The organism is Streptomyces sp. OZ13 (genome assembly GCF_052068155.1).
GTDB lineage: Bacteria > Actinomycetota > Actinomycetes > Streptomycetales > Streptomycetaceae > Streptomyces.
Genome location: NZ_JBQHCZ010000002.1, coordinates 238133 through 263317, shown reverse-complemented (window position 1 = coordinate 263317; position 25185 = coordinate 238133). Strand labels below are relative to the sequence as shown.

At 71.5% G+C, this 25185-nt stretch carries 26 protein-coding genes and 1 pseudogene; 10 read left to right on the top strand and 17 right to left on the bottom strand.

Translation table 11 applies throughout. The features are described 5' to 3' along the window. Nucleotides 1-12: 12 nt before the first annotated feature. The 3 genes and pseudogenes from ACTMTU_RS04825 (at nucleotide 13) to ACTMTU_RS04815 (ending at nucleotide 2255) form a co-directional block, all read left to right on the top strand. Entirely contained in the window at nucleotides 13-909 is an 897-nt protein-coding gene (locus tag ACTMTU_RS04825; protein WP_441262589.1) for a serine hydrolase, read from the top strand. Between the two features lie 56 nt (nucleotides 910-965). Further along, a pseudogene (locus tag ACTMTU_RS04820) lies at nucleotides 966-1139 on the top strand (alpha/beta fold hydrolase); the annotation flags it as partial. Between the two features lie 108 nt (nucleotides 1140-1247). After that, entirely contained in the window at nucleotides 1248-2255 is a 1008-nt protein-coding gene (locus ACTMTU_RS04815) for an MBL fold metallo-hydrolase (RefSeq protein WP_441262185.1), read from the top strand. Here ACTMTU_RS04815 and ACTMTU_RS04810 read toward each other — a convergent pair. The 3 genes from ACTMTU_RS04810 to ACTMTU_RS04800 are packed head-to-tail and all read right to left on the bottom strand — an operon-like array spanning nucleotide 2245 to nucleotide 5658. Continuing rightward, nucleotides 2245-2991, bottom strand: a complete 747-nt coding sequence (locus ACTMTU_RS04810) for a succinate dehydrogenase/fumarate reductase iron-sulfur subunit (RefSeq protein WP_441262184.1) — start codon at nucleotides 2989-2991, stop codon at nucleotides 2245-2247. The two genes, ACTMTU_RS04815 and ACTMTU_RS04810, sit on opposite strands and share 11 nt — an antisense overlap. Further along, nucleotides 2988-4931 (bottom strand): fumarate reductase/succinate dehydrogenase flavoprotein subunit, encoded by a 1944-nt coding sequence (locus tag ACTMTU_RS04805; RefSeq protein ID WP_441262183.1) that lies wholly within the window; start codon nucleotides 4929-4931, stop codon nucleotides 2988-2990. Before ACTMTU_RS04805 ends, ACTMTU_RS04810 begins: the two co-directional genes overlap by 4 nt. 1 nt (nucleotide 4932) lies before the next feature. Beyond that, complete coding sequence (locus ACTMTU_RS04800; protein ID WP_441262182.1) at nucleotides 4933-5658, bottom strand: succinate dehydrogenase; 726 nt, start codon at nucleotides 5656-5658, stop codon at nucleotides 4933-4935. A gap of 83 nt (nucleotides 5659-5741) precedes the next feature. Here ACTMTU_RS04800 and ACTMTU_RS04795 point away from each other — a divergent pair, with 83 nt between their 5' ends. After that, complete coding sequence (locus ACTMTU_RS04795; protein ID WP_441262181.1) at nucleotides 5742-6662, top strand: LysR family transcriptional regulator; 921 nt, start codon at nucleotides 5742-5744, stop codon at nucleotides 6660-6662. Here ACTMTU_RS04795 and ACTMTU_RS04790 read toward each other — a convergent pair. The 4 genes from ACTMTU_RS04790 to ACTMTU_RS04775 form a co-directional block, all read right to left on the bottom strand. Then, nucleotides 6632-8794: a putative bifunctional diguanylate cyclase/phosphodiesterase gene (locus ACTMTU_RS04790; RefSeq protein ID WP_441262180.1), complete on the bottom strand. Its 2163-nt coding sequence runs from the start codon at nucleotides 8792-8794 to the stop codon at nucleotides 6632-6634. The genes ACTMTU_RS04795 and ACTMTU_RS04790 overlap by 31 nt on opposite strands. Beyond that, nucleotides 8791-9600: an SAM-dependent methyltransferase gene (locus ACTMTU_RS04785; protein ID WP_441262588.1), complete on the bottom strand. Its 810-nt coding sequence runs from the start codon at nucleotides 9598-9600 to the stop codon at nucleotides 8791-8793. The genes ACTMTU_RS04790 and ACTMTU_RS04785 overlap by 4 nt, the downstream gene beginning before the upstream one ends. 261 nt (nucleotides 9601-9861) lie before the next feature. After that, on the bottom strand, nucleotides 9862-10830 hold the full coding sequence (locus tag ACTMTU_RS04780; RefSeq protein ID WP_441262179.1) for an SCO0930 family lipoprotein: 969 nt from the start codon (nucleotides 10828-10830) through the stop codon (nucleotides 9862-9864). A gap of 216 nt (nucleotides 10831-11046) precedes the next feature. Then, nucleotides 11047-11262, bottom strand: a complete 216-nt coding sequence (locus ACTMTU_RS04775; RefSeq protein WP_441262178.1) for a hypothetical protein — start codon at nucleotides 11260-11262, stop codon at nucleotides 11047-11049. 550 nt (nucleotides 11263-11812) lie between these two features. Here ACTMTU_RS04775 and ACTMTU_RS04770 point away from each other — a divergent pair. Beyond that, a complete protein-coding gene (locus tag ACTMTU_RS04770; protein WP_441262177.1) occupies nucleotides 11813-12334 on the top strand; it encodes a hypothetical protein in 522 nt (173 codons plus the stop codon). Nucleotides 12335-12529: 195 nt separating this feature from the next. Here ACTMTU_RS04770 and ACTMTU_RS04765 read toward each other — a convergent pair whose 3' ends face one another. After that, nucleotides 12530-12871: a hypothetical protein gene (locus tag ACTMTU_RS04765; RefSeq protein ID WP_441262176.1), complete on the bottom strand. Its 342-nt coding sequence runs from the start codon at nucleotides 12869-12871 to the stop codon at nucleotides 12530-12532. Nucleotides 12872-13022: 151 nt separating this feature from the next. Then, nucleotides 13023-13229: a hypothetical protein gene (locus ACTMTU_RS04760; protein WP_441262175.1), complete on the bottom strand. Its 207-nt coding sequence runs from the start codon at nucleotides 13227-13229 to the stop codon at nucleotides 13023-13025. Between the two features lie 591 nt (nucleotides 13230-13820). Between ACTMTU_RS04760 and ACTMTU_RS04755 the strand changes: the two genes are divergently transcribed. Further along, nucleotides 13821-14474: a class F sortase gene (locus ACTMTU_RS04755; RefSeq protein WP_441262174.1), complete on the top strand. Its 654-nt coding sequence runs from the start codon at nucleotides 13821-13823 to the stop codon at nucleotides 14472-14474. 6 nt (nucleotides 14475-14480) lie between these two features. Here the strand turns inward: ACTMTU_RS04755 and ACTMTU_RS04750 are convergent, their stop codons facing one another. Further along, nucleotides 14481-15335: a polysaccharide deacetylase family protein gene (locus ACTMTU_RS04750; protein WP_441262173.1), complete on the bottom strand. Its 855-nt coding sequence runs from the start codon at nucleotides 15333-15335 to the stop codon at nucleotides 14481-14483. Nucleotides 15336-15486: 151 nt separating this feature from the next. Here ACTMTU_RS04750 and ACTMTU_RS04745 point away from each other — a divergent pair, with 151 nt between their 5' ends. Beyond that, nucleotides 15487-15948 (top strand): universal stress protein, encoded by a 462-nt coding sequence (locus tag ACTMTU_RS04745; protein ID WP_441262172.1) that lies wholly within the window; start codon nucleotides 15487-15489, stop codon nucleotides 15946-15948. A gap of 25 nt (nucleotides 15949-15973) precedes the next feature. On the opposite strand, the gene ACTMTU_RS04740 is transcribed toward ACTMTU_RS04745, so the two are convergent. Next, the gene (locus ACTMTU_RS04740) at nucleotides 15974-17176 is read right to left on the bottom strand and encodes a CapA family protein (RefSeq protein ID WP_441262171.1); all 1203 of its coding nucleotides are present in this window, start codon (nucleotides 17174-17176) and stop codon (nucleotides 15974-15976) included. A 278-nt stretch (nucleotides 17177-17454) separates the two neighbouring features. On the opposite strand from ACTMTU_RS04740, the gene ACTMTU_RS04735 reads away from it, so the two are divergent. Together ACTMTU_RS04735 and ACTMTU_RS04730 are read left to right on the top strand one after the other, a co-directional pair. After that, a complete protein-coding gene (locus ACTMTU_RS04735; protein ID WP_441262170.1) occupies nucleotides 17455-18072 on the top strand; it encodes a sigma-70 family RNA polymerase sigma factor in 618 nt (205 codons plus the stop codon). Nucleotides 18073-18155: 83 nt separating this feature from the next. Next, complete coding sequence (locus tag ACTMTU_RS04730; RefSeq protein WP_441262169.1) at nucleotides 18156-18671, top strand: hypothetical protein; 516 nt, start codon at nucleotides 18156-18158, stop codon at nucleotides 18669-18671. A 12-nt stretch (nucleotides 18672-18683) separates the two neighbouring features. On the opposite strand, the gene ACTMTU_RS04725 is transcribed toward ACTMTU_RS04730, so the two are convergent. From ACTMTU_RS04725 to ACTMTU_RS04705, 5 genes are all read right to left on the bottom strand, one after another. Next, on the bottom strand, nucleotides 18684-19898 hold the full coding sequence (locus ACTMTU_RS04725) for a sensor histidine kinase (protein WP_441262168.1): 1215 nt from the start codon (nucleotides 19896-19898) through the stop codon (nucleotides 18684-18686). Further along, entirely contained in the window at nucleotides 19895-21628 is a 1734-nt protein-coding gene (locus tag ACTMTU_RS04720; RefSeq protein ID WP_441262167.1) for a sodium/solute symporter, read from the bottom strand. Before ACTMTU_RS04720 ends, ACTMTU_RS04725 begins: the two co-directional genes overlap by 4 nt. A gap of 22 nt (nucleotides 21629-21650) precedes the next feature. Next, entirely contained in the window at nucleotides 21651-22031 is a 381-nt protein-coding gene (locus ACTMTU_RS04715; RefSeq protein WP_441262166.1) for a hypothetical protein, read from the bottom strand. 126 nt (nucleotides 22032-22157) lie between these two features. Beyond that, the gene (locus tag ACTMTU_RS04710; RefSeq protein ID WP_441262165.1) at nucleotides 22158-22427 is read right to left on the bottom strand and encodes a hypothetical protein; all 270 of its coding nucleotides are present in this window, start codon (nucleotides 22425-22427) and stop codon (nucleotides 22158-22160) included. A 130-nt stretch (nucleotides 22428-22557) separates the two neighbouring features. Then, the gene (locus ACTMTU_RS04705; protein WP_441262164.1) at nucleotides 22558-23373 is read right to left on the bottom strand and encodes a LytR/AlgR family response regulator transcription factor; all 816 of its coding nucleotides are present in this window, start codon (nucleotides 23371-23373) and stop codon (nucleotides 22558-22560) included. A 184-nt stretch (nucleotides 23374-23557) separates the two neighbouring features. Between ACTMTU_RS04705 and ACTMTU_RS04700 the strand changes: the two genes are divergently transcribed. Continuing rightward, a complete protein-coding gene (locus ACTMTU_RS04700) occupies nucleotides 23558-24226 on the top strand; it encodes a zf-HC2 domain-containing protein (RefSeq protein WP_441262163.1) in 669 nt (222 codons plus the stop codon). Between the two features lie 53 nt (nucleotides 24227-24279). On the opposite strand, the gene ACTMTU_RS04695 is transcribed toward ACTMTU_RS04700, so the two are convergent. Next, nucleotides 24280-25140, bottom strand: a complete 861-nt coding sequence (locus ACTMTU_RS04695) for an Fpg/Nei family DNA glycosylase (RefSeq protein ID WP_441262162.1) — start codon at nucleotides 25138-25140, stop codon at nucleotides 24280-24282. Between the last annotated feature and the right edge of the window lie 45 nt (nucleotides 25141-25185).

Sequence of the window (25185 nt, the reverse complement as noted above, 5' to 3'; positions counted from 1 at the left end):
GGTGGCCGAATGCTGATCGAGGAGAGACTGCGAGCGGTGTTCGCCGGGGCGGGAGCCGAGGGCTTCCTGCACGCCGTGGACATCGACGGCCCCGGCGAGGCGGGGTACGGCGCCGATGAACCGGTCGTCGTAGCCTCGGTGTTCAAGGTGCTGCTCGTCCTGGAGTTCGCCCGCCAGTCGGCCGCCCGCCAGCTCGATCCCCGGGAGCGGGTCCGGGTGACGTCCGAGCGCCGCCTCGGCGGCTGGGGCACCGGGGGCTGTCTCGACGACGTGGAGCTGTCCCTGCGCGACCTCGCCCACTTCGCGATGGCGGTGAGTGACAACACGGCCGCGGACCTGCTGATGGAGCGGGTGGGTCCGGACACGGTGGCGATGCTGGCGAAGGAGCTCGGGCTGGCGAGCACCCGGATCGTGGGCGGGCCCCGTCAGGTGCTGGAGTCGATGCTCGACGAGGTGGGGGCGCGGGACGAGCGGGAGTTCGCCGCGGTCTTCCCGACGCTGTCCGCCGCCGAGGTCCGCGGCCTCGGCGTGTACGACCCGGCCCGTACGAACGCGAGCACGCCGCGCGAGATGACGCGCCTGCTCCGGATGGTGTGGCGGGACGAGGCGGGACCGCCCGAAGCGTGCGCGCAGGTACGGGACCTGATGGGCCGCCAGGTCTTCCGCCACCGGCTCGCCGCCGGGTTCGGTGACGGCGTGCGCGTCGCGGCCAAGACGGGCACCCTGCCGGGACTGCACAACGAGGTCGGGGTGGCCGAGTACCCGGACGGAGGCAGGTACGCGGTGGCCGTGTTCGCCCGCACTCCGGGGCTGCAGGCGAACCATACGGAAACGGACGTGGCGATCGGCGCAGCGGCCCGGACGGCGGTGGACCTGCTGCGCGGCCTCGAGCCCGAGCACCGGTCCTGACCCGCGATGGGCCCGTATCGGCGGGCGAGAGCGGGGCACCCGGCTCTCGTGGCTACCTGAGGATTCCCCGCACTTTCCTGCTGCCCGAGGCCGACGGCCCCCTCCCGGGCGCCGACGCACTCACCGAAGCCGGGGTGTCCGTCGTCCCGATACCGGACTGCGGACACAACATCATGCTGGACAACCAGGAGGCGTTCGTCCGCGCCACCGCTGAGGCGCTGGCGACCTGAGAAGCAGTCATGCCCATTCGGGTATCGGTGCTGCGCCGCAACGGTCTTGGACGGGACCCGCCCGTGCCTGATCTCCTCTGACTCATGAGCGAACACACGAGTGAGCACATGAGTGACCCCATGAACGGCCCTCAGCACGGCGGCCGGAGGAGCTTCGTGCGGCGGACCCTGCTCCGCGGAGCGGCGCTCGGTGCGGCGGCGCCGCTGCTGCCGGCGGGGGCAGCGGCTGCTTCGACGGCCGGGTCCCGGAAGGCCGCCGCGTCCGCGACCCTGCGCTGGCTCGGCACCTCGGGCTGGCGCATCGGGATCGGCGACCGGACCGTCCTGTTCGACCCGTACATCACGCGCTTCCCGACCGGCCTGTTCGGCCCGAAGGGCAGCTTCGACGCGGCCACCCCGCTGCTCTGCGACGAGGAGCTGGTGTCACGGCACGCGGGCAGCCCGGAGCTGGTGCTGGTCAGCCACACCCACTGGGACCACATCAACGACGTACCCCACATCGCGCGTTCGACGGGCGCCCGGGTCATCGGCACCGAGACGACGTACCACGTGCTGCGGGCGCTCGGCGTGGACGCCGGGCAGATCAGCGTGGTCAAGGGCGGCGAGATGCTCGACTTCGACGGCTTCACGGTGGAGGTCGTCGCGAGCCGGCACAGCCGTAACGCCAAGTGGTCCTACTTCGCGCCGGGCACGCTGAACGCCGCGCCGCGCCGCGCGCCGCGGACGATCTCCGATCTGCCGGAGGGCGACACGCTCGCCTTCCAGGTGAGCGTGAAGGGCGGCCCGTCCGTCTTCCTCATGGGCGCGAGCGACTTCGAGGAGCGGGGCGCGAGCGGGCTGCGACCCGATGTGCTGATGGCCGCCACCCCGTCGAGCACGGCGACGTACCGCTACCTCGAGAGGCTGCTGGGCGCACTCGGCGACCCCGCGACCGTCGTCCCGGTCCACTGGGACAACTTCGAGAGGCCGCTGAGCCTGCCGCCGCAGCGTGATCCGGTCATGGACCTGGACGGTTTCACGGACCTGGTCCGTGCGCTCTCGCCCGCCTCGAGGATCGTCGTGCCCGACTACGAGACCCTCTACGGCGCCGACATGCGGCCGGCGGTCACCGCCTGACCTTGCGCGTGGCGCGCAGCCATTCCTTGTTCATCGCGGCGATGGACGGCAGCGGGATCCCCTTCGGGCAGGCGGTGGCGCACTCCCCGGTGAGCGTGCACCCTCCGAAGCCCTCGTCGTCCATGGCCGCGACCATGTCGAGCACCCGGGTCTCACGCTCCGGGGCGCCCTGGGGCAGCACATTGAGGTGGTTGACCTTGGCGGAGGTGAAGAGCATCGCCGAGCCGTTGGGGCAGGCCGCCACACACGCCCCGCAGCCGATGCACTCGGCGTGCTCGAAGGCGAGGTCGGCGTCCGGCTTGGGCACGGGAGTGGCGTGCGCGTCGGGGGCCGAACCGGTGGGAGCGCTGATGTAGCCGCCGGCCTGGATGATCCGGTCGAAGGCGGAGCGGTCGACGACGAGGTCCTTCACGACCGGGAAGGCCGAGGCCCGCCACGGTTCGACGTCGATGGTGTCGCCGTCGCGGAAGGAACGCATGTGGAGCTGGCAGGTGGTGGTGCGTTCCGGGCCGTGGGCGTCGCCGTTGATGACGAGGGAGCAGGCACCGCAGATGCCCTCTCGGCAGTCGTGGTCGAAGGCGACGGGTTCCTCGCCGCGCATGATCAGGTCCTCGTTGAGGGTGTCGAGCATCTCCAGGAACGACATGTCGGACGAGATGCCGTCCACCTCGTAGGTCGCCATGGCGCCGGGGGTGTCGGCGTTCTTCTGCCGCCAGATGCGCAGGTTGAGCTTCATGCGTAGCTCCGCTGGGTGGGGTGGACGTATTCGAAGACCAGGTCTTCCTTGTGCAGGACGGGAGGGGCGCCGGTGCCCGTGAACTCCCAGGCGGCCGCGTAGGCGAACTCGTCGTCCTTGCGGGCGGCTTCGCCGTCCGGGGTCCGGGATTCCTCCCGGAAGTGGCCGCCGCACGATTCGGTGCGGTGCAGCGCGTCGAGGCACATCAGCTCGGCGAGCTCAAGGTAGTCGACGATGCGGTTGGCCTTCTCCAGCGACTGGTTGAACTCCTCGCCCGTGCCCGGCACCTTGATGCGCCGCCAGAACTCTTCGCGGATCTGCGGGATCCGGTCGAGCGCCTTGCGGAGTCCTTCGTCGGTGCGGGCCATTCCGCAGAACTCCCACATGAGTTCGCCGATCTCGCGGTGGAAGGAGTCGGGCGTGCGGTCGCCGCCGACGGCGAGCAGCAGGTTCAGCCGGTCCTCCACCTCGGCGACGGCCTCCGCGACGGCGGGGTGGCCGGCGCCGACGGCGTCGAAGGTGCCTCGGGCGAGGTAGTCGTTGATGGTGGACGGCAGGACGAAGTAGCCGTCGGCGAGGCCCTGCATCAGGGCGGAGGCGCCGAGGCGGTTGGCGCCGTGGTCGGAGAAGTTGGCCTCACCGATGGCGAAGAGGCCGGGGATCGTGGTCTGCAGGTCGTAGTCGACCCACAGGCCGCCCATCGTGTAGTGCACGGCGGGGTAGATCCGCATGGGGACCTCGTACGGGTTCTCCGCGGTGATCCGCTCGTACATCTCGAAGAGGTTGCCGTACTTCTCCTCGACCTTCTCGCGGCCCATCCGCCTGATCGCGTCGGCGAAGTCCAGGTAGACGCCCTGCCCGCCGGGGCCGACGCCGCGTCCTTCGTCGCAGACGTTCTTCGCCGCCCGTGAGGCGATGTCGCGGGGGACGAGGTTGCCGAAGGACGGGTAGATCCGCTCCAGGTAGTAGTCGCGTTCGTCTTCGGGGATCTCGTTGGGCGGCCGCTCGTCGCCACGGGCCTTGGGCACCCAGATGCGGCCGTCGTTGCGCAGCGACTCGCTCATCAGCGTCAGTTTGGACTGGTGGTCGCCGGTGCGCGGGATGCAGGTGGGGTGGATCTGGGTGAAGCAGGGGTTGGCGAACCAGGCCCCGCGCCGGTGGGCCCGCCAGACGGCGGTGGCGTTGGAGTTCATGGCGTTCGTCGACAGGTAGAAGACGTTGCCGTAGCCGCCGGTCGCGAGGACCACCGCGTCGGCGAAGTACGTGGAGATCCCGCCCGTGATCAGATCGCGGGCGACGATGCCGCGGGCCCGTCCGTCGACGACGATCAGATCGAGCATCTCGGTGCGGGGGTGCATGGTGACGGTGCCGGCGGCGATCTGGCGGGAGAGTGCCTGGTAGGCGCCGAGCAGGAGCTGCTGGCCGGTCTGGCCGCGGGCGTAGAAGGTGCGGGACACCTGGACGCCGCCGAAGGAGCGGGTGTCGAGCAGGCCGCCGTACTCGCGGGCGAAGGGGACGCCCTGGGCCACGCACTGGTCGATGATCTCGACGGAGATCTCGGCGAGGCGGTGCACATTGGACTCGCGGGCCCTGAAGTCGCCGCCCTTGACGGTGTCGTAGAAGAGGCGGTGCACGGAGTCGCCGTCGTTGCGGTAGTTCTTGGCGGCGTTGATGCCGCCCTGCGCGGCGATCGAGTGCGCCCGTCGCGGCGAGTCCTGGTAGCAGAACTGCTCGACGTGGTAGCCCTGTTCGGCGAGCGTCGCGCCCGCTGCGCCGCCGGCGAGGCCCGTGCCGACGACGATGACGGTGTGCTTGCGGCGGTTGGCGGGGTTGACCAGCTTCGCCTCGAAGCGGCGCCGGTCCCAGCGCTGTTCGACGGGGCCTTGTGGCGCCTTGGTGTCGACGAGGGGCGCGCCGGTCGTGTGGTCGAGGTAGTCCATGTCAGCTCACGACTCCGGTCATGACGGCGACGGGTACGGAGAGGAAGCCGGCCGTGAGCAGCAGGGCCAGCCCGTCGGCGGTGGTCTTGAGGATGCGGTCGCGGGTGGCGTTGCCCATCCCGAGGGTCTGTGCGGCGCTCCAGAAGCCGTGCCGGATGTGAAGTCCGACGGCGAGCATCGCGACGATGTAGACGACGTTGCCGTACCAGGTGGAGAACGTGGCGACGACGTTCTCGTACGGGTGGCCGGGCTGGGCGTTCTCGTTGACGGTGAGGGTCGTCAGGTCCAGCAGGTGCCAGACGATGAACAGCGCCAGGATGATCCCGCCCCAGCGCATGGTGCGCGTGGCGTAGCTCGAGCGCCGCTTCCGGTGCACGTACTTGTTCGGGCGTGCCGCGATGTCGCGGCGGCTGAGCTGGTAGGCGGCGACGCCGTGCCCGACGACGGCCAGCAGCAGCACCACCCGCACGAGCCACAGGGCCCATGAGTAGTGGAGCACGGGCTCGCCCATGGTCCGCAGCCAGTGCCCGTACGCGTTGAACTCGTCCGCCCCGAAGAAGATCTTGAGGTTGCCCATCATGTGGGCGACGAGGTAACCGAGCATGATCAGGCCGCTGACGGCCATGACCGTCTTCTTGCCGACGGTGGACCGCCAGAACAGCCGTATGCCGGACGGTTGCCCGTCCGTCCTCCGCTGCTTCTCTTCCGTCCTCGTTCCCAGTGCCATGCCGTCGACGCTAGGGCGGGAGGGGTCCAGAGGTCCAAGACATGATCCAGCTCATGTCCATAGGCATGGTCTATCGTAGCCGGATGCAGCTGCAGCAGCTTCTCTACTTCGTCGCCGTCGCGGAGACCCGCCACTTCACGCGTGCCGCCGAGCGCGTCCATGTCTCGCAGCCGTCGCTGTCCCAGCAGATCAGAGCGCTGGAGAAGGAGCTGGGGGCGGACCTGTTCGGCCGGGCCCGCGGCAACATCGCCCTCACGGACGCGGGCGAGACCCTGCTCCCCCTCGCGCGGCGCATCCTCGCCGACGCCGACACGGCCCGCCGCGAGGTCCAGGAGCTGGCCCAGCTGCGCCGCGGGCGGGTGCGGCTGGGGGCCACGCCGAGCCTGTGCACGGGCCTGCTGCCCGAGGTGCTGCGCACCTTCCACGATCTGCATCCGGGTATCGAGCTGCTGATCGAGGAGTCCGGCTCGCACGACCTGGTGCGGGAGCTGGCCCGCGGCTCGCTCGATCTCGCCCTCGTCGTGCTGCCCCTGCCGTCGCCGTCCCCCGCGCTGACCACCGTCGAGCTGCTCAAGGAGGATCTGGTCGTGGTGTCGTCGCCGCAGGCCCGGGCGCCCCGCCGTCCGGTGCGGATCGCCGACCTCGCCGGCGAGCCGCTGGTGATGTTCCGGCACGGCTACGACCTGCGGGAGCTGACCGTCGCCGCCTGCCGGGCGGAGGGGTTCGAGCCGACCTTCACGGTGGAGGGCGGCGAGATGGACGCGGTGCTCGGCTTCGTACGGGCCGGGCTCGGCGTCGCCGTCGTGCCCCGCACGGTCGCCGAGCGGGCCGGCGGCGACCTGCGGGTGACCCCGCTCGCCGGTCCCGGCCTGCGCCGGACCGTCGCGCTGGCGCACCGCAGCGATGTGGCGCCACCCCGGGCGGCCCGCGAGCTGCAGCGGGTGCTGCTGGACTCGTTGGCCGCCGCGGGAGGTCAGACGGCGTCGGCCATCACCAGCGTGTGAATCCGGTCGGGTGCGCCCGGCCGCGCGTAGTACCACCCCTGCGCGGTGTCGCAGCCGAGTTCCCTCAGCTGCTCGGCCTGGGCGCCGGTCTCCACCCCTTCCACCGTGACGGCCAGCTCCAGGCTGTGCGCGAGGGACACGATGCCCTCGACGATCTTCAGGTCGACGGGGTCGGCCGGATGACGCTGCATGCCCTGGGTGAAGGAACGATCCAGCTTCAGCACGCTCACCGGCAGCCGGCGCAGGTTGGCCAGGTTGGAGTACCCGGTTCCGAAATCGTCGAGCGCGATGTCGACACCCATCTCCGCCAGTTGCCGCAGCGGCTTGAGCCGGTCCTCGTCGGCGCCGATCAGCGCCGACTCGGTGACCTCCAGACAGAGCGCGCCCGGTTCCAGACCCGAGCGCTCGAGCACGTCGACGGTGTCGGCCACCAGCCCGGGATGCTGGAGCTGGGCGGGCGAGAGGTTGACGTTGATCCGCAGCGGGCCGCCGTCCGTGTGCCGCCTGCTCCAGAACCTGGCCTGGCGTACGGCCTCCTGGAGCACCCAGCGGCCGAGCGGCACGATCAGCCCCGTGCGTTCCGCGAGGGGTATGAACCGGTCGGGGCCGAGCACCCCGTGCTGCGGATGGCACCAGCGCACCAGCGCCTCGGCGCCGTGCACGCTGCCGTCGCCGAGGTGCACCAGCGGCTGGTACTCGATGAAGAACTCACCGCGTTCCAGGGCGGCGGGCAGCGCGTTGGTCAGCCCGTGCCGGGTGATCGCGCGGGCGTCCGCCTCCGGGTCCGCGATCTCGAAGCGGTTACCGCCCGCGGACTTGGCGCGGTACATGGTGATGTCGGCGCTGCGCAGCACCTCCGCACTGGTGCGCTCCCCGGCCGGGCCCTCCACGATGCCGATGCTGCCGCGGACGGTGAACTCCCGCCCGTCGACACGGATCGGGGTGGCGAGGGCGCCCAGGATGCGGGTGGCCAGCTCGTCCACGGCGTTCTGTGTGTCGGGCCCGGTCGTCAGCGCGACGAACTCGTCGCCGCCGAGCCGCGCGACCATCTCGCCCGGCGCGGTGGCGCAGCTCTGCAGCCGGTCGGCGACCTCCACCAGCAGCCGGTCGCCGGTGGCGTGGCCGAGGCTGTCGTTGATGGTCTTGAAGCCGTCGAGGTCGAGGTAGCACAGCCCGAAGCGGGTGCCGGCCGCCGCGCCGACGGCCTTCTCGAGACGCTCGAAGAACAGGGTCCGGTTGGGCAGACCGGTCAGCGCGTCGTGCGTGGCCTCGTACCGCAGGCGCAGGTTGAGCAGCCGCCGCTCCGTGGTGTCTTCGAACAGCGCCAGCTGGTACTGCGGCTCCCCGTCGGCGTCGCGCAGCAGCGAGACGGTGAGATTGGTCCACAGGACGGTGCCGTCGTTGCGGTAGAACGGCTTCTCGACCCGGTAGTGCTCGCGTTCCCCGCTCACCAGCTCGTGGTACAGCTTCCAGACCTGCGGCCGGTCCTCCGGGTGCGCCCAGTCGGTGACCTTGCGCCCGCGGACGTGGTTCTCCAGACCTCCGAACATCTGGGTCAGCGTGTCGTTGACCTCGAGCACGTTGCCCTCGAGGTCGGCGATCCCGATGCCGATCGCGGCGCCCTCGAAGACCGCGCGGAAGCGTGCCTCCGTGGCATGCATGGCCTGGAGCGCCTCACTGCGCGCCAGCAGCGACGAGCGGGCGATGGACTCCTGCTCGGCCAGCGTCCGTTCCCGCAGCGCCTGGGCGAAGCCGGCGGCGAGGGCGTGCTGGAGGCGGGCGCAGCGGGCCCGGTTCTCCTCGGCGGTCTGCTCGGGGTCGCCGCAGTAGAGCACCAGGTAGGCGTCGACGACGCCGAGGGTGCGGCCGAGTGCGTCCGGGTCGGTGCAGTGCGCGCCGACCAGGGCGGCCCCCACCTGCTGCGCGGGCTGTGCGGTGAAGGGGCGGGCATGGAGCGCGCTGTTCAACTCCCGCGCGAGCGGCAGCAGGTGCTGCTCGAACTCGGGCCGGGTGAGCGACGTTGCCGTAGCGGGGAAGATGGCACGGCTCCAGATGGTCGCGAACCGCCTGAGCCGGTCCTCCAGCACGTCCGTGTCCCCCTCGGACCCGGACGCCCGTGACGATTGCCTCACGCTTTGCGCCCCACCCCGGCGAAGCCGGAGAAGGCGTACGGATCCTCCTGGTCGACGGGCCCGTCGGGCCGCCAGTCCGGCATGGAAACGAGGCCCGGTTCGACGATGGTGTACCCGTCGAAGAACCGGCCGACCTCCTCGCGCGATCGCATCACGAGCGGATTGCGGATGTCCCGGTACACACCGACCGTGCCTCCGGCCTGCTCGGCCGGGAGGGGGATGCCTTCGAAGGAGGCGTGGGTGATCACCAGCAGGCTGCCGGGCGCCAGTGCGTCCCGCAGCTCGGCCACGGCCCGCCACGGCTCGTCCTCGTCCGTGAGGAAGTGCAGCACGGCGACGAGGAGCAGCGCCACGGGCCGTTCCAGGTCCAGCAGTTTCGCCTCGGGGCTCTCCAGGATCTCCCGCGGCTTGCGCAGGTCGGCGGCGACGACGTCCGACTGCGTGTCCCCGTCGAGGACGGCCCGGCTGTGCGCGACCGCGACCGGGTCGTGGTCCACGTAGAGCACCCGCGCCTCGGGGCTGGCCCTGCGGGCGACTTCATGGACATTCCCGAAGGTCGGAATGCCGGAGCCGATGTCGAGGAACTGCGTGATGCCCTCGCCCACCGCGTAATTGACGGCGCGGCGCATGAAGGCACGGTTCGCCTGCATGATCTTGGGGAGTCCCGGCATGAACTCCATGGCCCTGCGCGCGGCCGCCCTGTCGACCTCGAAATTGTGGGAGCCGCCCAGGTAGAAGTCATAAATGCGGGACACGCTCGGCACCGATATGTCGATGCCCTGCGGGGCCCAGGCGGGACGCTCCATCGATGTCTCCAACAAGTCGCCACGGGGGAGTTCGGCCATGTCCATGGCCAGTGTTCGAGCCGAGGCTACTGATCGCCCGCCAAGAGGGCGAGCCCAAACGGAAATTAGCGGTCCGTTCTTGGTCACACCTGTTCGTCATGCGCCACCGGAACGCGACGTCGTCACATGCGTCCGGCAAACGCTCCCGCGCATGCGTCGGGCCCGCCGTCACGCGGAGGGGCGTGGGGCGGGCCGACGCTGGCCGGAGGCGCAGCGTGGGGACTACTTGGGCGCTCCGACCGGCTTGCCCTCGGGCGAGACGGCGTACCAGGTGCCGCCGACGCCCTGTCCGTTGGTGTCACCCGGCTTGGAGTCGCCCGCGAAGGTGTAGATCGGCCAGCAGTCGATGGTCTGCTGCTCGATCCCGTCGGGCCGGTCGAAGGTGACGAAGCCCTTCTTGAGGATCCCGACGGTGTCGTTCTTGTCGACGGGCTCCACGACCGGCCACTTCTTCAGGCAGTCGCCGGTGCAGGCGGTCTTCATCGGCCAGGCGGAGTCCTTCATGAAGCGGTAGACGGTCATTCCGTTCTTGTCGACCACGATCTCACCGAGCTTGGGGTCCTTGCGTACGGAAAGCCCCGCGAGGTCGGCGGGCTCCGTGCCCTCGTCGCCGCCCGCTTCCCCGCCGGCGCCCGGTGCGGCCTTCTTGCCATCGGGGGCGGCCGCGTACCAAGTGCCGCCCACGCCTTGGCCCTTGACGTCACCGGCCTTGGTGTCCTTGGCGTAGCGGTACATCGGCCAACCGCCGATGGTGAGCTGCTTGGTGCCGTCCGCCCTGGTGACCTCGCCGATCAGGGACGGGTCGACCCCGGGGGCCGCGGAGGCGCCGCCGGCGGCGACGACCGGCCAGGTCTTCGCGCAGTCGCCTTCGCAATTCGACTTCGGCGGTTCCGCGGTGTCCTTGTCGAACCGGTAGAGGGTGAGCCCCGCGCTGTCGGCGAGGACCTTGCCGAGCTCCTTGCTCTCCCAGACCGCGAGCTGCCCCGCCGGCGAGGCGGCCGCCGCCTCGCCGCCGGCGTCGGAGCCGTAACCGGCGTCGGAGCCGTAACCGTTCCCGGGCTGCGCGGGGTTGGCCGCGCCGACCGCCTGACCGTTGGGCGTCTCGGTGCCCGTCTCCTGACCGCACGCCGTCGTCAGCGCGAGTACGGCCGCCGCAGTCACCGCGAGCGAGGCGTTCCGCCAGGTGTTCATGTCCACTCCCGTGTTCATCCATCCGGTTCCGGCGCCCGGAGCGCCGTTCATGGCCCTAGGTACGGACGGGAGGGCGGCGTCTGTTCAACGTCTTCGAAAAAATCTTGTGAGTCGCAACCGCGAATGGTTGAAATCCCGCTTCCAACAGGTGAATTCACCCCATGTGGAGCCGCCGTGGAATTGGCCGGATCTCAACTGCCCTCTGCGGCACATCAGTCACTCGGTGTACTTGAATCGCTCCAGAGCGCCGATCACCCGGTCCCGCATCGTGGCAGTCCACTTGTGGCCCGAGTCGTCCACCACCACGAGTTCGGCCTCGGTCCAGATGCGACTGAGTTCCCAAGGCGTCTCGAGCGGCGTGCTGAGAGCCGGACGGCCGTGGAAGAGCGCACCGGGAATTCCATTCAGTCGGCCGGCCTCACGCAGCAGCACTCCTTCCTCGAGCCATGCGCGGTGCGAAGTAATGCGCGGCGATCCGCGCGTCCGAGGGCCGGCCACCGTACGGGCCGGATCCGCCGTTCGACTCGAGCGGCACCACGGCGTCCTCCCAGCGGCACCATTCGAAGGCCGCCCTCTCCCGCACCGCCCGGCCCTCGCTCCTCGGTAGGCCTCCGGGTCGAAGTACCGGCGCATACGGGGATTGCACGGAGCCCGACCCCCCCGTGCACGACGATCGCAGGCTTGACGCACTCGGCGGCGAGCCGGACGGTCGCCCCACTCGTCAAGGAGGGTCTCGCCACCGTCGGTCCCCGGCAGCGACGGGCATCGCGCCGAATCTGCTGCCGCGCCGGGAACGCGCCGACGGTGACGGGGCCCCAGCACATCACCGGAGAACCGCATCCGCTGGAGACAAAAATGACCCGTTTGCCCTACAGCGATCGCGGGGGCCAAACACCGCTCTTAGCGTTTCGGTGATCGAGGTGCATTTCCCGACCCACGCGGAAATCGTTCCGCGACTGCTCCTCGGGACCGGAGGACCAACATGCGCGCGATACGTGCCGCATCCGCCGCTCTGCTCGGAGCGGCCGCACTCGCCCTGACGGCCCCCACAGCCGCGGCCGTCAACAACACGCCGTACGACTTCAACGTCACGCCCTCGACAGTTGCGGCGGGCGGTCGTGTCACTCTGACCGCGGGTGGCTGCCCCAGCACCACCACCGTCACCTCCGGTGTCTTCGACACCGTCACCATTCCCCGCAACGGCGCAGCGACGGCCATCGTCGACTGGGACGCCAGGCCGGGTGCCGTGTATTCGGTGCAGTTCAACTGCATCGGCCGGATCGGCACCCTCGACCTCACCATCGCCGGCGGGACCTCGAGCCCCACTGCCAGCTCCACCAGGACCGCCACCACCGCACCGCCCCAGGGTGTGCGCGGCGGCGTGGGCGGCAGCTTCGACGGCATGAACGCCGCGGAAATCGCGGCGGGCGGCGCTCTTGTCGCGGCAGCCGCCACAGCGACCGTGCTCGTCGTGCGCAGGCGGTCGACGAACCGCCACCACTGATGACGGCACCGCCCCGGCCCGGCCGGTCCCGGGCGTCCCTGCCCGCCCCACCGCAACAGGCGCAAACCGCCCTTCGCCCCGAGTCCTTCTGAAGGACTCGGGGCGAAGGGCGGTTGCGGCCGGACCGGGAGGTTCGACCGGTCAGGCCGGACCGGGAGGTTCGACCGGTCAGGCCGGACCGGGAGGTTCGACCGGTCAGGCCTGACCGCCGACCGAACGACGGCGGCGGACGATGAACAGGCTGCCACCGACGATCGCCGTGGCGACCAGACCCGCACCGATCGCCATCTCGACGTCGGTGGGTCCGATCGATCCGCCGAGACCGCCCTGCGCACCGCGCGCGGGGAGAACCCGGAAGGACGCGCCGGCGGTCTCCCGGGAGTCGTTGCACCGGACGGTCAGGCTGTAGTTGCCGGGCGTCGCGTTGTTGCGGACCCGGGCGGTGGCGACCGACTCACCGCCGTTGCCACCCGTGCCCCGGTCACCGCCAACGCCACCGTTGCCACGGTCGCCGCCGTCGCCGCGGTCGCCACCCACGCCACCGTTGCCCCGGTCGCCACCGTTGCCACGGTCACCGCCGACGCCACCGTTGCCACGGTCACGCCACCGTTGCCACGGTCACCACCGTCGCCCCGGTCACCGCCAACGCCACCGTTGCCACGGTCACCACCATTGCCCCGGTCACCACCTACGCCACCGTCACCCCGGCCACCACCCACGCCACCGTCGCCCCGGTCACCACCCACGCCACCGTTGCCACGGTCACCACCATTGCCACCGTCGCCCCGGTCGCCGCCGTTGCCGCGGTCGCCACCCACGCCACCGTTGCCACGGTCACCACCGTCGCCCCGGTCACCACCCACGCCACCGTTGCCACGGCCACCACCATTGCCACCGTTGCCACCATTGCCACCGCTGCCACCGGCCCCCCGGTCACCGCCGTGGTCCCTGCCTGCACTGGAGAGCGGGGCGTCGGGGAAGGCGTTCGAGCTGACCACGCCACCGCGCCGGCAACCGTCGACGGTGATGGTCAGAATGCCGCCCGGGAAGACGGACGACGGGTGGACCTGCACGTTCCTCGGGCCGTCGCCGCCACCGGCGGCGGCCATGGGAGCGCACAGTCCGACGGTCGCGAAGGCGGTCACCGTCGCTGCGAGAGCGCGTGAGGCACGCATCGTTGAACCTCCAGAGGAAAGACGCCCCAAAGCCGTGCTCCGGGATAGTCGACGAGTACGTCTTCCATGACGAACGATCACCGGATGGTGCTTTCGTCGCATTTCGGCCTTGGTCCACCCCGGTGAGACGACACGCCGACGGTGAACACCTTGCTCTGACGGAGTCGCAGGTCACAGACCGTCAGAAATTTTTGCGGGCCGAGCACCCGGATGGGCCATCACGAGTGGCACCGGCCACCCGTTCGCGCTTCCCCCCTCGCCGGAGTGCGGCACCCCGCTTAGCGTGCCCACAAGCGCGCGAAGGGAGAACCATGGGCCAGGACAGGTACGGCAGGGAACCGAGGAGACGCTCGCCCTGGGGCGTACTGGCTCTCGTGATGCTCACCGGCATCGCAATGGTCAAGAACGGTGTGGACGTGGGCCTCGGACCGCCTCAGCCCGCGGCCGCCGCGTCGCAGGACCGGTCGGGCGAGACGTTCCTGCCCGTGCCGCTGGAGCCGCTGCCGTACGCCGCCGCGGCCCGGGTGCGTATCCCCTCCATCAAGGTGGACGCCCCGATCGTGCACGTCGGACTGGACCAGGACGGCTGGGTGGCCGCTCCCGAGCCGCACGACCCCAACCTCGCCGGCTGGTACCAGAACGGCATCTCCCCCGGGCAGCGCGGCACCGCCGTCATCGTGGGCCACGTCGACAACCAGGCCGGCCCCGCCGTCTTCTACGGCCTCGGGTCCGTCAAGACGGGCCACCTGATCGAGGTACCGCGCTTCGACGGCCGCGTCGCCGTCTTCGAGGTGTACGGCGTCGAGGTGTTCTCCAAGAACGACTTCCCCGGCGTGCGGGTGTACGCGGACACCGGCCAGCCGGAACTGCGGGTGATCACCTGCGGTGGCGGTTACTCCAAGGCCGGCGGGTACGACGGCAACGTCGTCGTCTTCGCCCGTATGGTCAAGGTCAAGGCCGTCTGAGGACGATCAGCGCAGCGGCACCGTGATCCGGTAGCCCTCGTCGATCAGTTCCGGCAGGTAGCGGCGCAGCGCCGACACGCTCTGCGACCGGTTGCCGCCCGCGTCGTGCGAGAGGACGATCACGCCGGGTGCCGCGCCGCGCAGGACCCGCCGGACGATGGTCGAGGTGCCCGGCCGCATCCAGTCGAGGGTGTCGACGGTCCAGCCCAGCGGCTCCATGCCGAGATCGGCGCCGATCTCGAACGAGTGCCTGTTCCAGGCGCCGTAGGGCGCGCGGTACCAGAGCGGCGCCTCGCCGAGCGTCTTCTCGATCACCTCGCTGGTGCGTCCCAGTTGGTCGCGGATCCTGGACGGCGACAGATTCGGGATCAGCGGGTGCGACCAGGTGTGGTTGCCGACCGCGTGGCCGTCGGCCGCCATCTCGCGCAGCAGGTCGCGATTGTCGGTCGCCATCTCGCCGCAGACGAAGAACATGGCCCGCACCTCGTGCTCGCGCAGGACGGCGAGGATGTCGGGGGTGTAGCGGGGGTCCGGGCCGTCGTCGAAGGTGAGCACCATGGCGCGGCCCGTGTCCGGGATCTCGAGGAAGGGCCGCTTGCGCACGGGCGGCTTCGCCCGCCGCAGGACCGGCGGGGCGAAGGCCGTCATGGGCCGCAACCGGTAGGACGTGGCCTTCGGCGGAGCGGCGGCGGCCGACGGGCCCGCGGCGGGCCCCTCGCCGACCGGTCCGGCGCCGGCCCGGACGCGTCCCGGGGTCTCGGCCCGCTCGCTGACGAGGAGTCCGCCGACGGCGGCGGCGCCGAGGCATGCTGCGATGCGGAGCATCGAGCGGCGACCGGGAAGCGGCTGATCCATCTTCATGGCCAACTGCTCGCACGGCTCATGCGGCCACGGCCTGATCAACACCGGTTCCAGCGGGGAAAGCACCCGATGGGAGCAGTGGCGGAGGGGAGCTGCGGCCGGTCCGGGACGGCCCGCCGGGCGGCGGGCCGGAGCCGATAACCTCGTAGGTGTGACAGAGCACCCGCTCCACCGGTTCGAACGCGGCACCGACGGCCCGAAGGTGATCGTCGCGGGCCTCGACGGCTCGGACTCCTCGCTTCGTGCGGCGGCGTACGCGAGCGGCCTCGCCCGGCGGCAGGGCGCGCTGCTCGCTGTCGTGTACGTGCAGCCGGTGATGCCGGCGGGCGCCGCTTTCGGCGTGCCGGTCGCGGAGACGACCGGGGAGATCGCGGAGGAGTTGGTCGCGGAGGTCCGGGCCGCCGCCGAGCGGGTGCGGGGCATCTGGGACGTGCGCTGGGAGTTCCACACGGTGCGCGGGGACCCGTACACCGGCCTGGTGACGGCCGCGGACGAGCTCAAGGCGGACGCGGTGGTGGTGGGCGCCTCCGAGTCGGCCGGCCACCGGTTCATCGGCTCGGTCGCGGTCCGGCTGGTGAAGGCCGGGCGGTGGCCGGTGACCGTCGTCCCCTGAACCGCCCGGCCCCGTCCCGCCGCGGTCAGCGGCCCATGGTGAGACCGTCCTGGGCGGCTCCGCGGCTGAGCACGGCGGAGGTGATCGCGGCCTGGGCCTCGAGCCGGTCGCCGCGCGGTCCTTCGCGGCGCAGCACCTCGGGCAGATTGACGACGCGACCGGCGCCGGTGTCCATCCACTGCGGGATGTACTCGGCCTTCGTGACCTCCCAGCGCCCGCCGGTGGTGGCGGGCGGCGCGAAGGAGAAGCGGGCGATGGTGCCCTGGTTCCCGCGCGGGTCCTGCACCCCGTCGTTGTTGATCATGTCACCCGCGATCTGGTCGCCCATGCCGTAGACGATCCAGGTGCCGTTGACCTTCTCGTACGCCTGGGGGACGTGTGCGTGGGTGCCGAGGATCAGGTCGATGTCGGGGCGTCCGTCGGTGGTGGAGGCGGTGAGGGAGCGTCCGAGGTCGAGCTGTTGCTGATCGGGGTCGGTCTGCCATTCGGTGCCCCAGTGCAGACTGACGACCACGACGTCGGCTCCGGCGTTTCTCGCCGCGCGGGCGTCGTCGACGATGCGCTGCTCGTCGATGAGGTCGACCGCCCAGGACTCCTCCTCGGGCAGCGGTTCGGCGTTGGTCCCGTACGTGTAGGCCAGTTGGGCGACTTTGGCGCCGCGAGCCGTCAGCCACGCCGGTTCGTCCGCCTCCTGCGGGGTGCGCGCGGAGCCGGCGTGCTTGACGCCCACACTGTCGAGCACGTCCAGGGTGCGGCGCGCACCGGCGACGCCGTCGTCGAGGGTGTGGTTGGAGGCCGTGGAGCACGAGTCGTAACCGATGCCGGCGAGCGCTGTGGCGATCTCCGGGGGCGATTTGAAGTTGGGGTAGCCCGTGTAGTTCCCGTTCTCGCCGTAGACGGTCTCCATGTGGCAGAGGGCGATGTCGGCGCGGGAGACAACCGGGCCGACGCCCGCGAGCATGGGGCGGAAGTCGTAGCCGGCGCCGCCGGCGTCCAGTTGCGCCTGCTGGATGATCGAGGCGTGCGGGAGGACGTCCCCGGTGGCCACGAGGGTGAAGCCGCGCGGGGCGGAGGAGGCGCCGGCCGCGGCGGGGGGCGCGGTGCGGTCCGGGTCCTTCCGGGGTGCCGACGGAGCGGGGTCCTGCTGTCCGGCACATCCACCGGCTCCCGTGAGCAGCACGGCACAGAGGGCCGCCGTGGCCCGTGGTGCGGGTCGCGCGCGTGTCATCGTCGACCGACCTCCCAATTTGTGTGATTAACGGCTTATCCGACGAATTGAATCCACAGGGGAGGAACTGCCGAGTCAAGCGACACAGCCGACGTGGTCGCCTCAACGGACCTGCGCATTCCGCCGGCTCCGGCGGCCCGGTCGACCGTTCATCGCACCACTCGCCGCTCGGTGCGACCGTTCGCCGACAGACCGCCGCACGCCGTCTGTCGCCGCGTGGCGGGATGCGTTCGTATACGCCACGTGGCAGCGGACCTCGGTGCAGAAGGGTGAAGGCAATGGCGACGGCGACCGCGACGACCGACGAACAGGCGATGGCGGAGCTCCAGCGCGAGCACGGCCCCGCACTGCTGAGCTTCCTGCTGGGACTGACCTACGGGGACCAGCAGCGCGCCGAGGACCTGTTGCAGGAGACGCTCGTACGGGCATGGCAGCACCCCGAGGCCTTCGACGCACCGTACGAGTCGATGCGGCCCTGGCTCTTCACCGTGGGGCGCCGCCTCGCCATCGACGCCCGGCGCTCGCGAATGGCACGCCCCACGGAGATCGGCGACGGCGTGCTCGCCACGACGCCGGACCCGGCCGACGTCACCGAGAGCGCGGTGGCCGCTCTGGACGTACGTGCCGCGGTCGGTGAGCTGAGCCCCGAACACCGCGCCGTCCTCGTCCAGATCTACTTCCACGGGCTGAGCGTCAACGAGGCCGCCCAGGCGCTCGGCATCCCGCCGGGCACCGTCAAGTCACGCTCGCACTACGCGCTCCGGGCGCTCGCCCGCTGCCTTCCCGGGTACAGCAGGCGCGGCACCACTTCCGCCCCGGACGCCTCGGTGATGGCCGCGTCCCCCACCGGTCACGGGAGCCGGACGGCCATATGTGAAACGTCACGCGCCAGTTGAGCAAACCGGCCCTCGTTGCCGTGTCTGACGGTGGAGGCTCGTGGTCGAGCGCGGCGCAGTCGTACGGGAGAAGGTGAAGCAGCGTGCAGCCGGGTAGCACGAACGGAACCAGTGGAGGCGGGCTCGCGGTCCCCATGGCGTGGCTCTGCGCCGAATACACCGCCGACGAGATGCTGCGCACCGGCGCCCTCGTGGAGGCGGACTCGCTCGAGTTCCGGGCCGGGCGGCAGACGCTCGCGCTCACGATCCATCTGTGCGACGGCGAGGAACCGCTCTCCGGCGGGTCCACGGCGGCCCGTATCGACCACTGGCTGACGGTCACGTCCTACGGGTACCCCTGGCCGCAGTGGGTACGGGAACAGCTCGGAGTGCGGGCCGAACGGGTCCGGCACGGCGGCGAGGACCCGGACCTGGCGCTCGCCGCGGACGCCTGGCGCCGGCTGTGCGACACCGAACTGCTCGCCACTGATCTCGGCGGCCTCGAGCCGTGGCGTCCGTCCCGCCCTCCGGACGCGTTACCGGACGAGGCGGCCCAGGTGTGGCTGCCTGCTTGGGAGTTGGGCCTCCCCCTCGGGCACCTCGCCGTCCATCTGTGGTGAGCCCGGCCCCGGTCAGGGCCGCGGGCCCGCCGAGGAGTGGACCCCCGCACGGTACTTCGGGATCCGGACGGTGATCTTCATACCGGCGCCGACGGCGGTCTCGATGACCAGGCCGTAGTCGTCCCCGTACACCTGACGCAGCCGCTCGTCCACATTGCTCAGGCCGATTCCCGACGCGGTGGAGCGCTCCCCCGCGAGGATGCCGCGCAGCACCTCCGGGTCCATGCCGACGCCGTCGTCCTCGATGGTCACCATCGCCTCCGCGCCCGCGTCCTGCGCGGCGATCATGATGCGGCACTCGTTCCTCGAGTCCTCGAGACCGTGCTTGACGGCGTTCTCGACCAGAGGCTGAAGGCACAGGAACGGCAGGGTGACCGGCAGGACCTCGGGGGCGACCTGGAGCGTGACCTTGAGCCGGTCGCCGAAGCGCGCCCCGGCGAGCGCCAGGTACTGCTCGATGGAGCGCAGTTCGTCGGCGAGCTGGGTGAACTCGCCGTGACGCCGGAACGAGTAGCGCGTGAAGTCGGCGAACTCGAGCAGCAGCTCACGGGCACGCTCGGGATCGGTACGGACGAAGGACGCGATCGCCGCGAGCGAATTGAAGATGAAGTGCGGCGAGATCTGCGCGCGCAGGGCCCGGATCTCCGCCTCGATCAGACGGGTTCGGGACCGGTCGAGCTCGGCGAGTTCCAGCTGTACGGAGACCCACCGGGCCACCTCTGTGGCGGCCCGCACCAGTACGGCCGACTCCCGGGAGCCGTAGGCGACCAGCGCGCCGAGCACCCCCTCCTCCCCGGTCAGCGGCGCGATGACGACCCAGCGCAGCGGGCACTCCAGCTCGTCGCACTCCGTGTGGACGCATCGGCTGCGTCCGGAGTCGAGCATCTCAGCGACCAGGTCCATCACCTGCTGCCGGTGCCGGTCGGCGCCCGGCCCGTCCCAGGCGAGCACCGCGTCGCGGTCGGTGAGGCACAGCGCCTCCGTGCCGAGCAGCGGGCGCAGCCGCCGGGCCGCCTTGCGGGCCGTGTCCTCCGTGAGGCCGGCCCGCAGCGGCGGCGCGGCGAGGGACGCGGTGTGCAGCGTGTGGAAGGTGGCCCGTTCGACGGGCGTCCCGAGATCGAGGTCCCCTCGCCCGCCGCGTCCGGCAGTCAGCCGGCCGAGCACCACGCCCACGGCCAGCAGCACGATCCCCGCCGCGGCCAGCGCGGCGACCCCTGTCCCGGTCATCGCGGTACTCCTTCGGTCTGCGGCCGGCCCACGAGGTCCTCCGGCAGATGCAGGCGGGCGAGGGTGGCCGCGGCGCCGGCCGGTATGTGGCGTGGGGTGGCCAGGGAGACGCCCACCATGGTCAGGAAGCCCAGCGGCACCGACCAGACCGCGGGCCATGCCATCAGCGTGTGCGCCCAGCCCTCCGGGGCCAGACCGGTGCGCGTCGCCATCACCGCGGTCAGCGCCGCGCCTCCTCCGACGACGAGACCCGCGGCCGCTCCCGGCGGGGTGAGCCGGCGCCACCAGATGCCGAGGATCAGCAGCGGGCAGAACGAGGAGGCGGAGACGGCGAACGCGAGTCCGACGGCGTCGGCGACGGGCACATTGGTCGCCACCACGCTCAGCGCCAGCGGCGCCGCCATCGCGAGCAGCGTCGCGAGCCGGAAGTGCCGCACTCCCCGCGAGGGCAGTACGTCCTGGGTGATCACACCGGCCACCGACATGGTCAGGCCGGAGGCCGTGGACAGGAACGCGGCGAACGCGCCCCCGGCGAGCAGCGCCCCCAGCAGTTCGCCGGCGAGCCCGCCGATGATCCGTTCCGGCAGCACCAGCACGGCGGCGTCCGCGGCTCCGGTGAGTGCCAGTTCGGGCGCGTAGACGCGGCCGAGGGCGCCGTAGACCGGTGGGAGCAGGTAGAAGGCGCCGATCAGCCCGAGCACGACGAGGGTGGTGCGGCGGGCGGCACGTCCGTTGGGGCTGGTGTAGAAGCGGACGGCGACGTGCGGCAGGCCCATGGTGCCGAGGAACGTGGCGAGGATCAGGCCGTACGTGGCGTACAGCTGGTAGCCGTCACGGCCGCCGGACAGCGGCTGCGACCAGCTCAGCGGGTCGGAGCCCTCGGTGGTCCGCCGGGGCACCTCGGCGCCTTCGGGGAACTCGAGGGTCGTGCCCGACTCGATTCGGTGGGTCCCCTCGTCGAGTGCGACGGGCCGGCCGTCGTGCCGCACGCCGTCGACCGTGCCGAAGACGGTGAGTGTCAGCGGCCCGTCGAAGTCGACGCGGACGGTGTCGTCGACGCGGACGGCGGTGTGCTCCTGGAGGACGGCGGGTGCATCGAACCTGGCCCGGGGGGCGTCGTCGCCGACCCACGCGGCCACGAGGAACAGCGCCGGTACCAGCAGCGCCGTGAGTTTCAGCCAGTACTGGAAGGCCTGCACGAAGGTGATGCTCCGCATGCCGCCGGCAGCCACCGCCCCGGTGACGACGACCGCGACGACGACGCCGCCGACCCAGTCGGGCGCCCCCGTGAGGATCTGCAGGGTCAGGCCCGCGCCCTGAAGTTGCGGCAGCAGATACAGCCAGCCGATGCCGACGACGAAGAGACTCGCCAGCCTGCGCACCTGGGCGGACTCCAGGCGTGCCTCCGCGAAGTCGGAGAGCGTGTACGCCCCGGACCGGCGCAGCGGGGCGGCGACGAGCACCAGCAGAACGAGATAGCCGGCCGTGTATCCGACCGGGTACCAGAGCATGTCCGGGCCCTGGAGGAGCACGAGCCCCGCGATGCCGAGGAACGACGCGGCGGAGAGGTACTCGCCGCTGATGGCTGCCGCGTTGAGGGCGGGCTTGACGGTACGGGAGGCGACGTAGAAGTCCGAGGTGGTGCGGGATATCCGCAGGCCCAGCGCTCCGACGAGTACGGTGGCGAGCACCACGACGGTGACGGCGGTCACCGCGTAGGTCTGGTTCACGTGGATTCTCCCGCCGGCACCGTCAGCGGCCTTCGACGAGCCTGGTGAAGTCGCGTTCGTTGCGCTCGGCCCGGCGCACGTACCAGCGGGCGATCAGCCACATGACGGGGTAGACCCCCAGGCCGAGCGCGATCCACACGAAGGGCTCCGGCGAGCCGGGGGAACCGCCGAGCGCCGCGGGCAGCGCGAACAGCAGGGGCAGCGTGCCGACGAGCAGGGCGAGGGTGCCCAGCGCGTAGAGGGCCGCCCGGAGCTGGCTGCGCATCAGCGACCGCACGTAGGTGGTGCCGAGGGTGGTCTGCTCGCTGATCTCGGAGCGGGCCGGGGCATGACCGGGCGGGCGGCGGGCGCCGCGCGGCACACCGGTGACCACCTCACGGCGTGGCGTTTGGTCTGCAGACATAGGTGTCCGCTCCAGCGTCTCTCGGCGAACTCGGGGAGATGGTGGAGTCTACGCAGGGACGATTACCGACGGTAGAGAGGAACGGCCCCGCCCTTGGCACACTCGCCCCGGCCGTACTCGACCCGGTCAGCGGCCGGTGTGCCGGGCGCAGTCGCTCAGCGCGATCTCCAGCTCCACGTAGGACTCCTCGGCCCTGCGGAACGCGACCTCGAGGGCTGCTTCCCCGCGCGGGCCCGCGAGGCCCCGCGCCGACTCCCGGATCTCGTAGAGCACGTCCGCCCAGCGGCCGGCGGCACTCCTGGCGGTGGCGAGCAGCGCTTCGAGGTCCCCGGCGTCGGTCGGCCGGCTCGACGGGAGCCTGCGGAGCTCGTCCAGCAGTGCTTCGATGTCGCGCATCAGGCCCCTTCTTCCCGGCCCGTTCAACGTTAGACGCGTGCCGCTTCCCCGGGGGCCGGTCACGGTGCCGCGTCGCCGTGCGGCCCGGTCCGGGCGACGAACGGTCGGCGATGATCGCCGAACGGTCGCCTCAGCCCCGCGCGTGCCGCAGCAGCAGGTCACGCAGCTGACGGGCGTGACGGCGGCTGACCGCCAGTTCGGCGTCCCCGACGCGTACGGTCGTGGTGCCGGCGTCCAGCCTCAGTTCGTCGATGCGGCCCAGGGCCACCAAGTGGCTGCGGTGTATGCGGACGAACCCGCGGGAGGCCCAGCGCTCCTCCAGGGCGGACAGCGGGATACGGACCAGATGGCTGCCCGCGGCGGTGTGGAGCCGGGCGTAGTCGCCCTGTGCCTCGACGTAGGTGATGTCGTCCACGGGCACGAAGCGGGTCACTCCGCCGAGTTCCACGGGGATCTGCTCCGCTCCCCCGCCGTTCGGCGCGGCCGGCGCGGTCGCGCCCGCAGGGAGGTGGGCCGGCGCGGCGGACGCGTCCGGCCGCTGCTGTTCGCGCAGGGGGACGACCAGGTCGCGGACCCGGCGCACGGCTTCGGCGAGTCGTTCCCTGCGGACCGGCTTGAGGACGTAGTCGACGGCCTTGAGGTCGAACGCCTGGACCGCGAAACCCTCGTGCGCCGTGACGAAGACGATCAGCGGCGGCCTGGCGAACCCGGCGAGCAGCCTGGCGACGTCGAGCCCGGTCAGCCCCGCCATGTGGATGTCGAGGAAGACGACGTCGATGGCGTCCTCACTGTCCGGTCCGGCCTCCAGGGCCCGGCCGATGCGGCGCAGCGCCTCCGTGGCGTCGGTGGCGCCCTCGGCGCTGCGGATCCGTGAGTCGGCACGCAGGAGGTACAGCAGCTCTTCGAGCGCCGGTTTCTCGTCGTCGACAGCCAGTACGCGCAGCATGCAGCGGAGTCTAGGCGTGGTCCGCGCGCTGCGGCCACGGCCCCGGGAGGGGCGGCCGGCCCGGCCGCGGGAGGACGGCCGGCTTTGCGATCGCGCTCGCCTCGCCGACGGGTTGAGCGCATCGCCTTCCCGCTGCGTATTCCAGGGTGACCGCCCGTAACACCTGAGGAATCGAGGACCGCCCATGAGCCGGCAGCAGCCGCACCTGGATGTGGCCGCCTACGCGCTGGGCATCCTGGAACCGGCCGACGCGTTCCGGTTCGAGGAGCACCTTGCCGGTTGTGTCACGTGTGCCGTGGGGCTGTCCGACTTCACCGCCCTCGCCGGTGCTCTTTCCGAACTCGCCGGTCCCGGCCGGATCGACGCCCGCCCCGGTCCCGCACTGCTCGAGCGGCTCACCGGCGCGGTCGCGGTGCGGCGTCGCCGTGACCGTCGGCGGCGGCTGGCGCTGGTGGCCGTGGCCGCGTCGCTGATCGTCGCGCTGCCCACCGCGGTGATGACGGTCCGGGGCGCCGGGGAGCCCGCGACGCCGCGGGTCGTCGCGTCGGATCCGGCGACGGGCGTCACCGCCTCCGTGGCACTGGAGGACCGCGGCTGGGGCACGGCGGTCGCGATGCGGCTCACCGGGCTCGCCGGACCGCGCACCTGCCGGCTCGTTGCGATCGGCAAGGACGGGGTGGAGCACCCGGTCCTGAGCTGGTGGGTGCCGGAGGGAGGGTACGGCGTACGGGAAGGACCCGGCCGGGAGGGGCCGCTGGACCTCGAGGCGAGCACCGGGCTGCACACTGCGGAGATCGGCCGCTGGGAGGTCCGGGCGGAGAGCGGGGAGCGGCTGCTGTCGATCGGCGGCTGACGCTTCCGCGCTTCCGGCCGGGCTTCACCCGTTCGGCGGGAGAGCGGCAGGCGTCACTTGAGCAGCCGGGAGAGCCGTCGGTCCGCGAGGGGGCGGCCCCCGGTCTGACAGGTGGGGCAGTACTGCAACGACGAGTCGCTGAAGGCCACTTCACGGACGGTGTCACCGCATACGGGGCACGGTTGGCCGGTGCGGCCGTGGACGCGCATGCCGCTCTTCTTCTCCGACTTGAGCCGGCCCGCCGCCAGTCCCCGTGAGCGTTCCACGGCGTCGGCGAGGGTGGTCCGCAGCGCCTGGTACAGGGTGTCGGTCTCTTCGTCACCGAGGTTCTGCACGGGTTTGAACGGCGACATCTTGGCGGCGTGCAGGATCTCGTCGCTGTACGCGTTGCCGATGCCGGCGATCAGACCCTGGTCGCGCAACGCGCCCTTGATCTGGCGTCGCTCGCCCTCGAGGACCCTGGCGAAGGCGGCGCGGTCGAAGTCGTCCGAGAGCGGGTCGGGTCCGAGCCGCGCCACGCCCGGCACCTCGGCGGGATCCCGGACGACGTGCACGGCGAGCCGCTTGGTGGTCCCGGCCTCCGTCAGGTCGAAGCCGCCGCCCCCGGCCAGTACCGTTCGCAGCGCCAGCGGACCTTTGCCGGGGCGGGGCGGCTGCGCGGGGAGTTCGTCCTTCCACTGGAGCCAGCCGGCGCGGGCGAGATGGGCGACGAGGTGGAGGCCGCCCGCGGTGATGTCGAGCCACTTGCCGTGCCGTTGAACGGCGGTGACTTCCGTTCCTTCGACTGCGGAGAGCGGCGGGTCGTAGGTCTTGAGCACGCTGATGGCCACCGGCAGCACACGTTCGATCCTCCGGCCCACGAGTCGGGCGTCGAGGAACTCCCGTAGCGCTTCGACCTCGGGCAGTTCGGGCATAACCCCACCCTGCCGCAGCGGGCGGCGCGCCGCGCGCCGGACCGG

Coding starts and splice junctions, on each gene's coding strand:
- ACTMTU_RS04815 (WP_441262185.1), top strand. CDS start 1,248: ATGAGTGACCCCATGAACGGCCCTCAGCACGGCGGCCGGAGGAGCTTC.
- ACTMTU_RS04810 (WP_441262184.1), bottom strand. CDS start 2,991: ATGAAGCTCAACCTGCGCATCTGGCGGCAGAAGAACGCCGACACCCCC.
- ACTMTU_RS04805 (WP_441262183.1), bottom strand. CDS start 4,931: ATGGACTACCTCGACCACACGACCGGCGCGCCCCTCGTCGACACCAAG.
- ACTMTU_RS04800 (WP_441262182.1), bottom strand. CDS start 5,658: ATGGCACTGGGAACGAGGACGGAAGAGAAGCAGCGGAGGACGGACGGG.
- ACTMTU_RS04795 (WP_441262181.1), top strand. CDS start 5,742: ATGCAGCTGCAGCAGCTTCTCTACTTCGTCGCCGTCGCGGAGACCCGC.
- ACTMTU_RS04785 (WP_441262588.1), bottom strand. CDS start 9,600: ATGGAGCGTCCCGCCTGGGCCCCGCAGGGCATCGACATATCGGTGCCG.
- ACTMTU_RS04780 (WP_441262179.1), bottom strand. CDS start 10,830: ATGAACACCTGGCGGAACGCCTCGCTCGCGGTGACTGCGGCGGCCGTA.
- ACTMTU_RS04770 (WP_441262177.1), top strand. CDS start 11,813: ATGCGCGCGATACGTGCCGCATCCGCCGCTCTGCTCGGAGCGGCCGCA.
- ACTMTU_RS04755 (WP_441262174.1), top strand. CDS start 13,821: ATGGGCCAGGACAGGTACGGCAGGGAACCGAGGAGACGCTCGCCCTGG.
- ACTMTU_RS04750 (WP_441262173.1), bottom strand. CDS start 15,335: ATGAAGATGGATCAGCCGCTTCCCGGTCGCCGCTCGATGCTCCGCATC.
- ACTMTU_RS04740 (WP_441262171.1), bottom strand. CDS start 17,176: ATGACACGCGCGCGACCCGCACCACGGGCCACGGCGGCCCTCTGTGCC.
- ACTMTU_RS04735 (WP_441262170.1), top strand. CDS start 17,455: ATGGCGACGGCGACCGCGACGACCGACGAACAGGCGATGGCGGAGCTC.
- ACTMTU_RS04725 (WP_441262168.1), bottom strand. CDS start 19,898: ATGACCGGGACAGGGGTCGCCGCGCTGGCCGCGGCGGGGATCGTGCTG.
- ACTMTU_RS04715 (WP_441262166.1), bottom strand. CDS start 22,031: ATGTCTGCAGACCAAACGCCACGCCGTGAGGTGGTCACCGGTGTGCCG.
- ACTMTU_RS04710 (WP_441262165.1), bottom strand. CDS start 22,427: ATGCGCGACATCGAAGCACTGCTGGACGAGCTCCGCAGGCTCCCGTCG.
- ACTMTU_RS04705 (WP_441262164.1), bottom strand. CDS start 23,373: ATGCTGCGCGTACTGGCTGTCGACGACGAGAAACCGGCGCTCGAAGAG.
- ACTMTU_RS04700 (WP_441262163.1), top strand. CDS start 23,558: ATGAGCCGGCAGCAGCCGCACCTGGATGTGGCCGCCTACGCGCTGGGC.
- ACTMTU_RS04695 (WP_441262162.1), bottom strand. CDS start 25,140: ATGCCCGAACTGCCCGAGGTCGAAGCGCTACGGGAGTTCCTCGACGCC.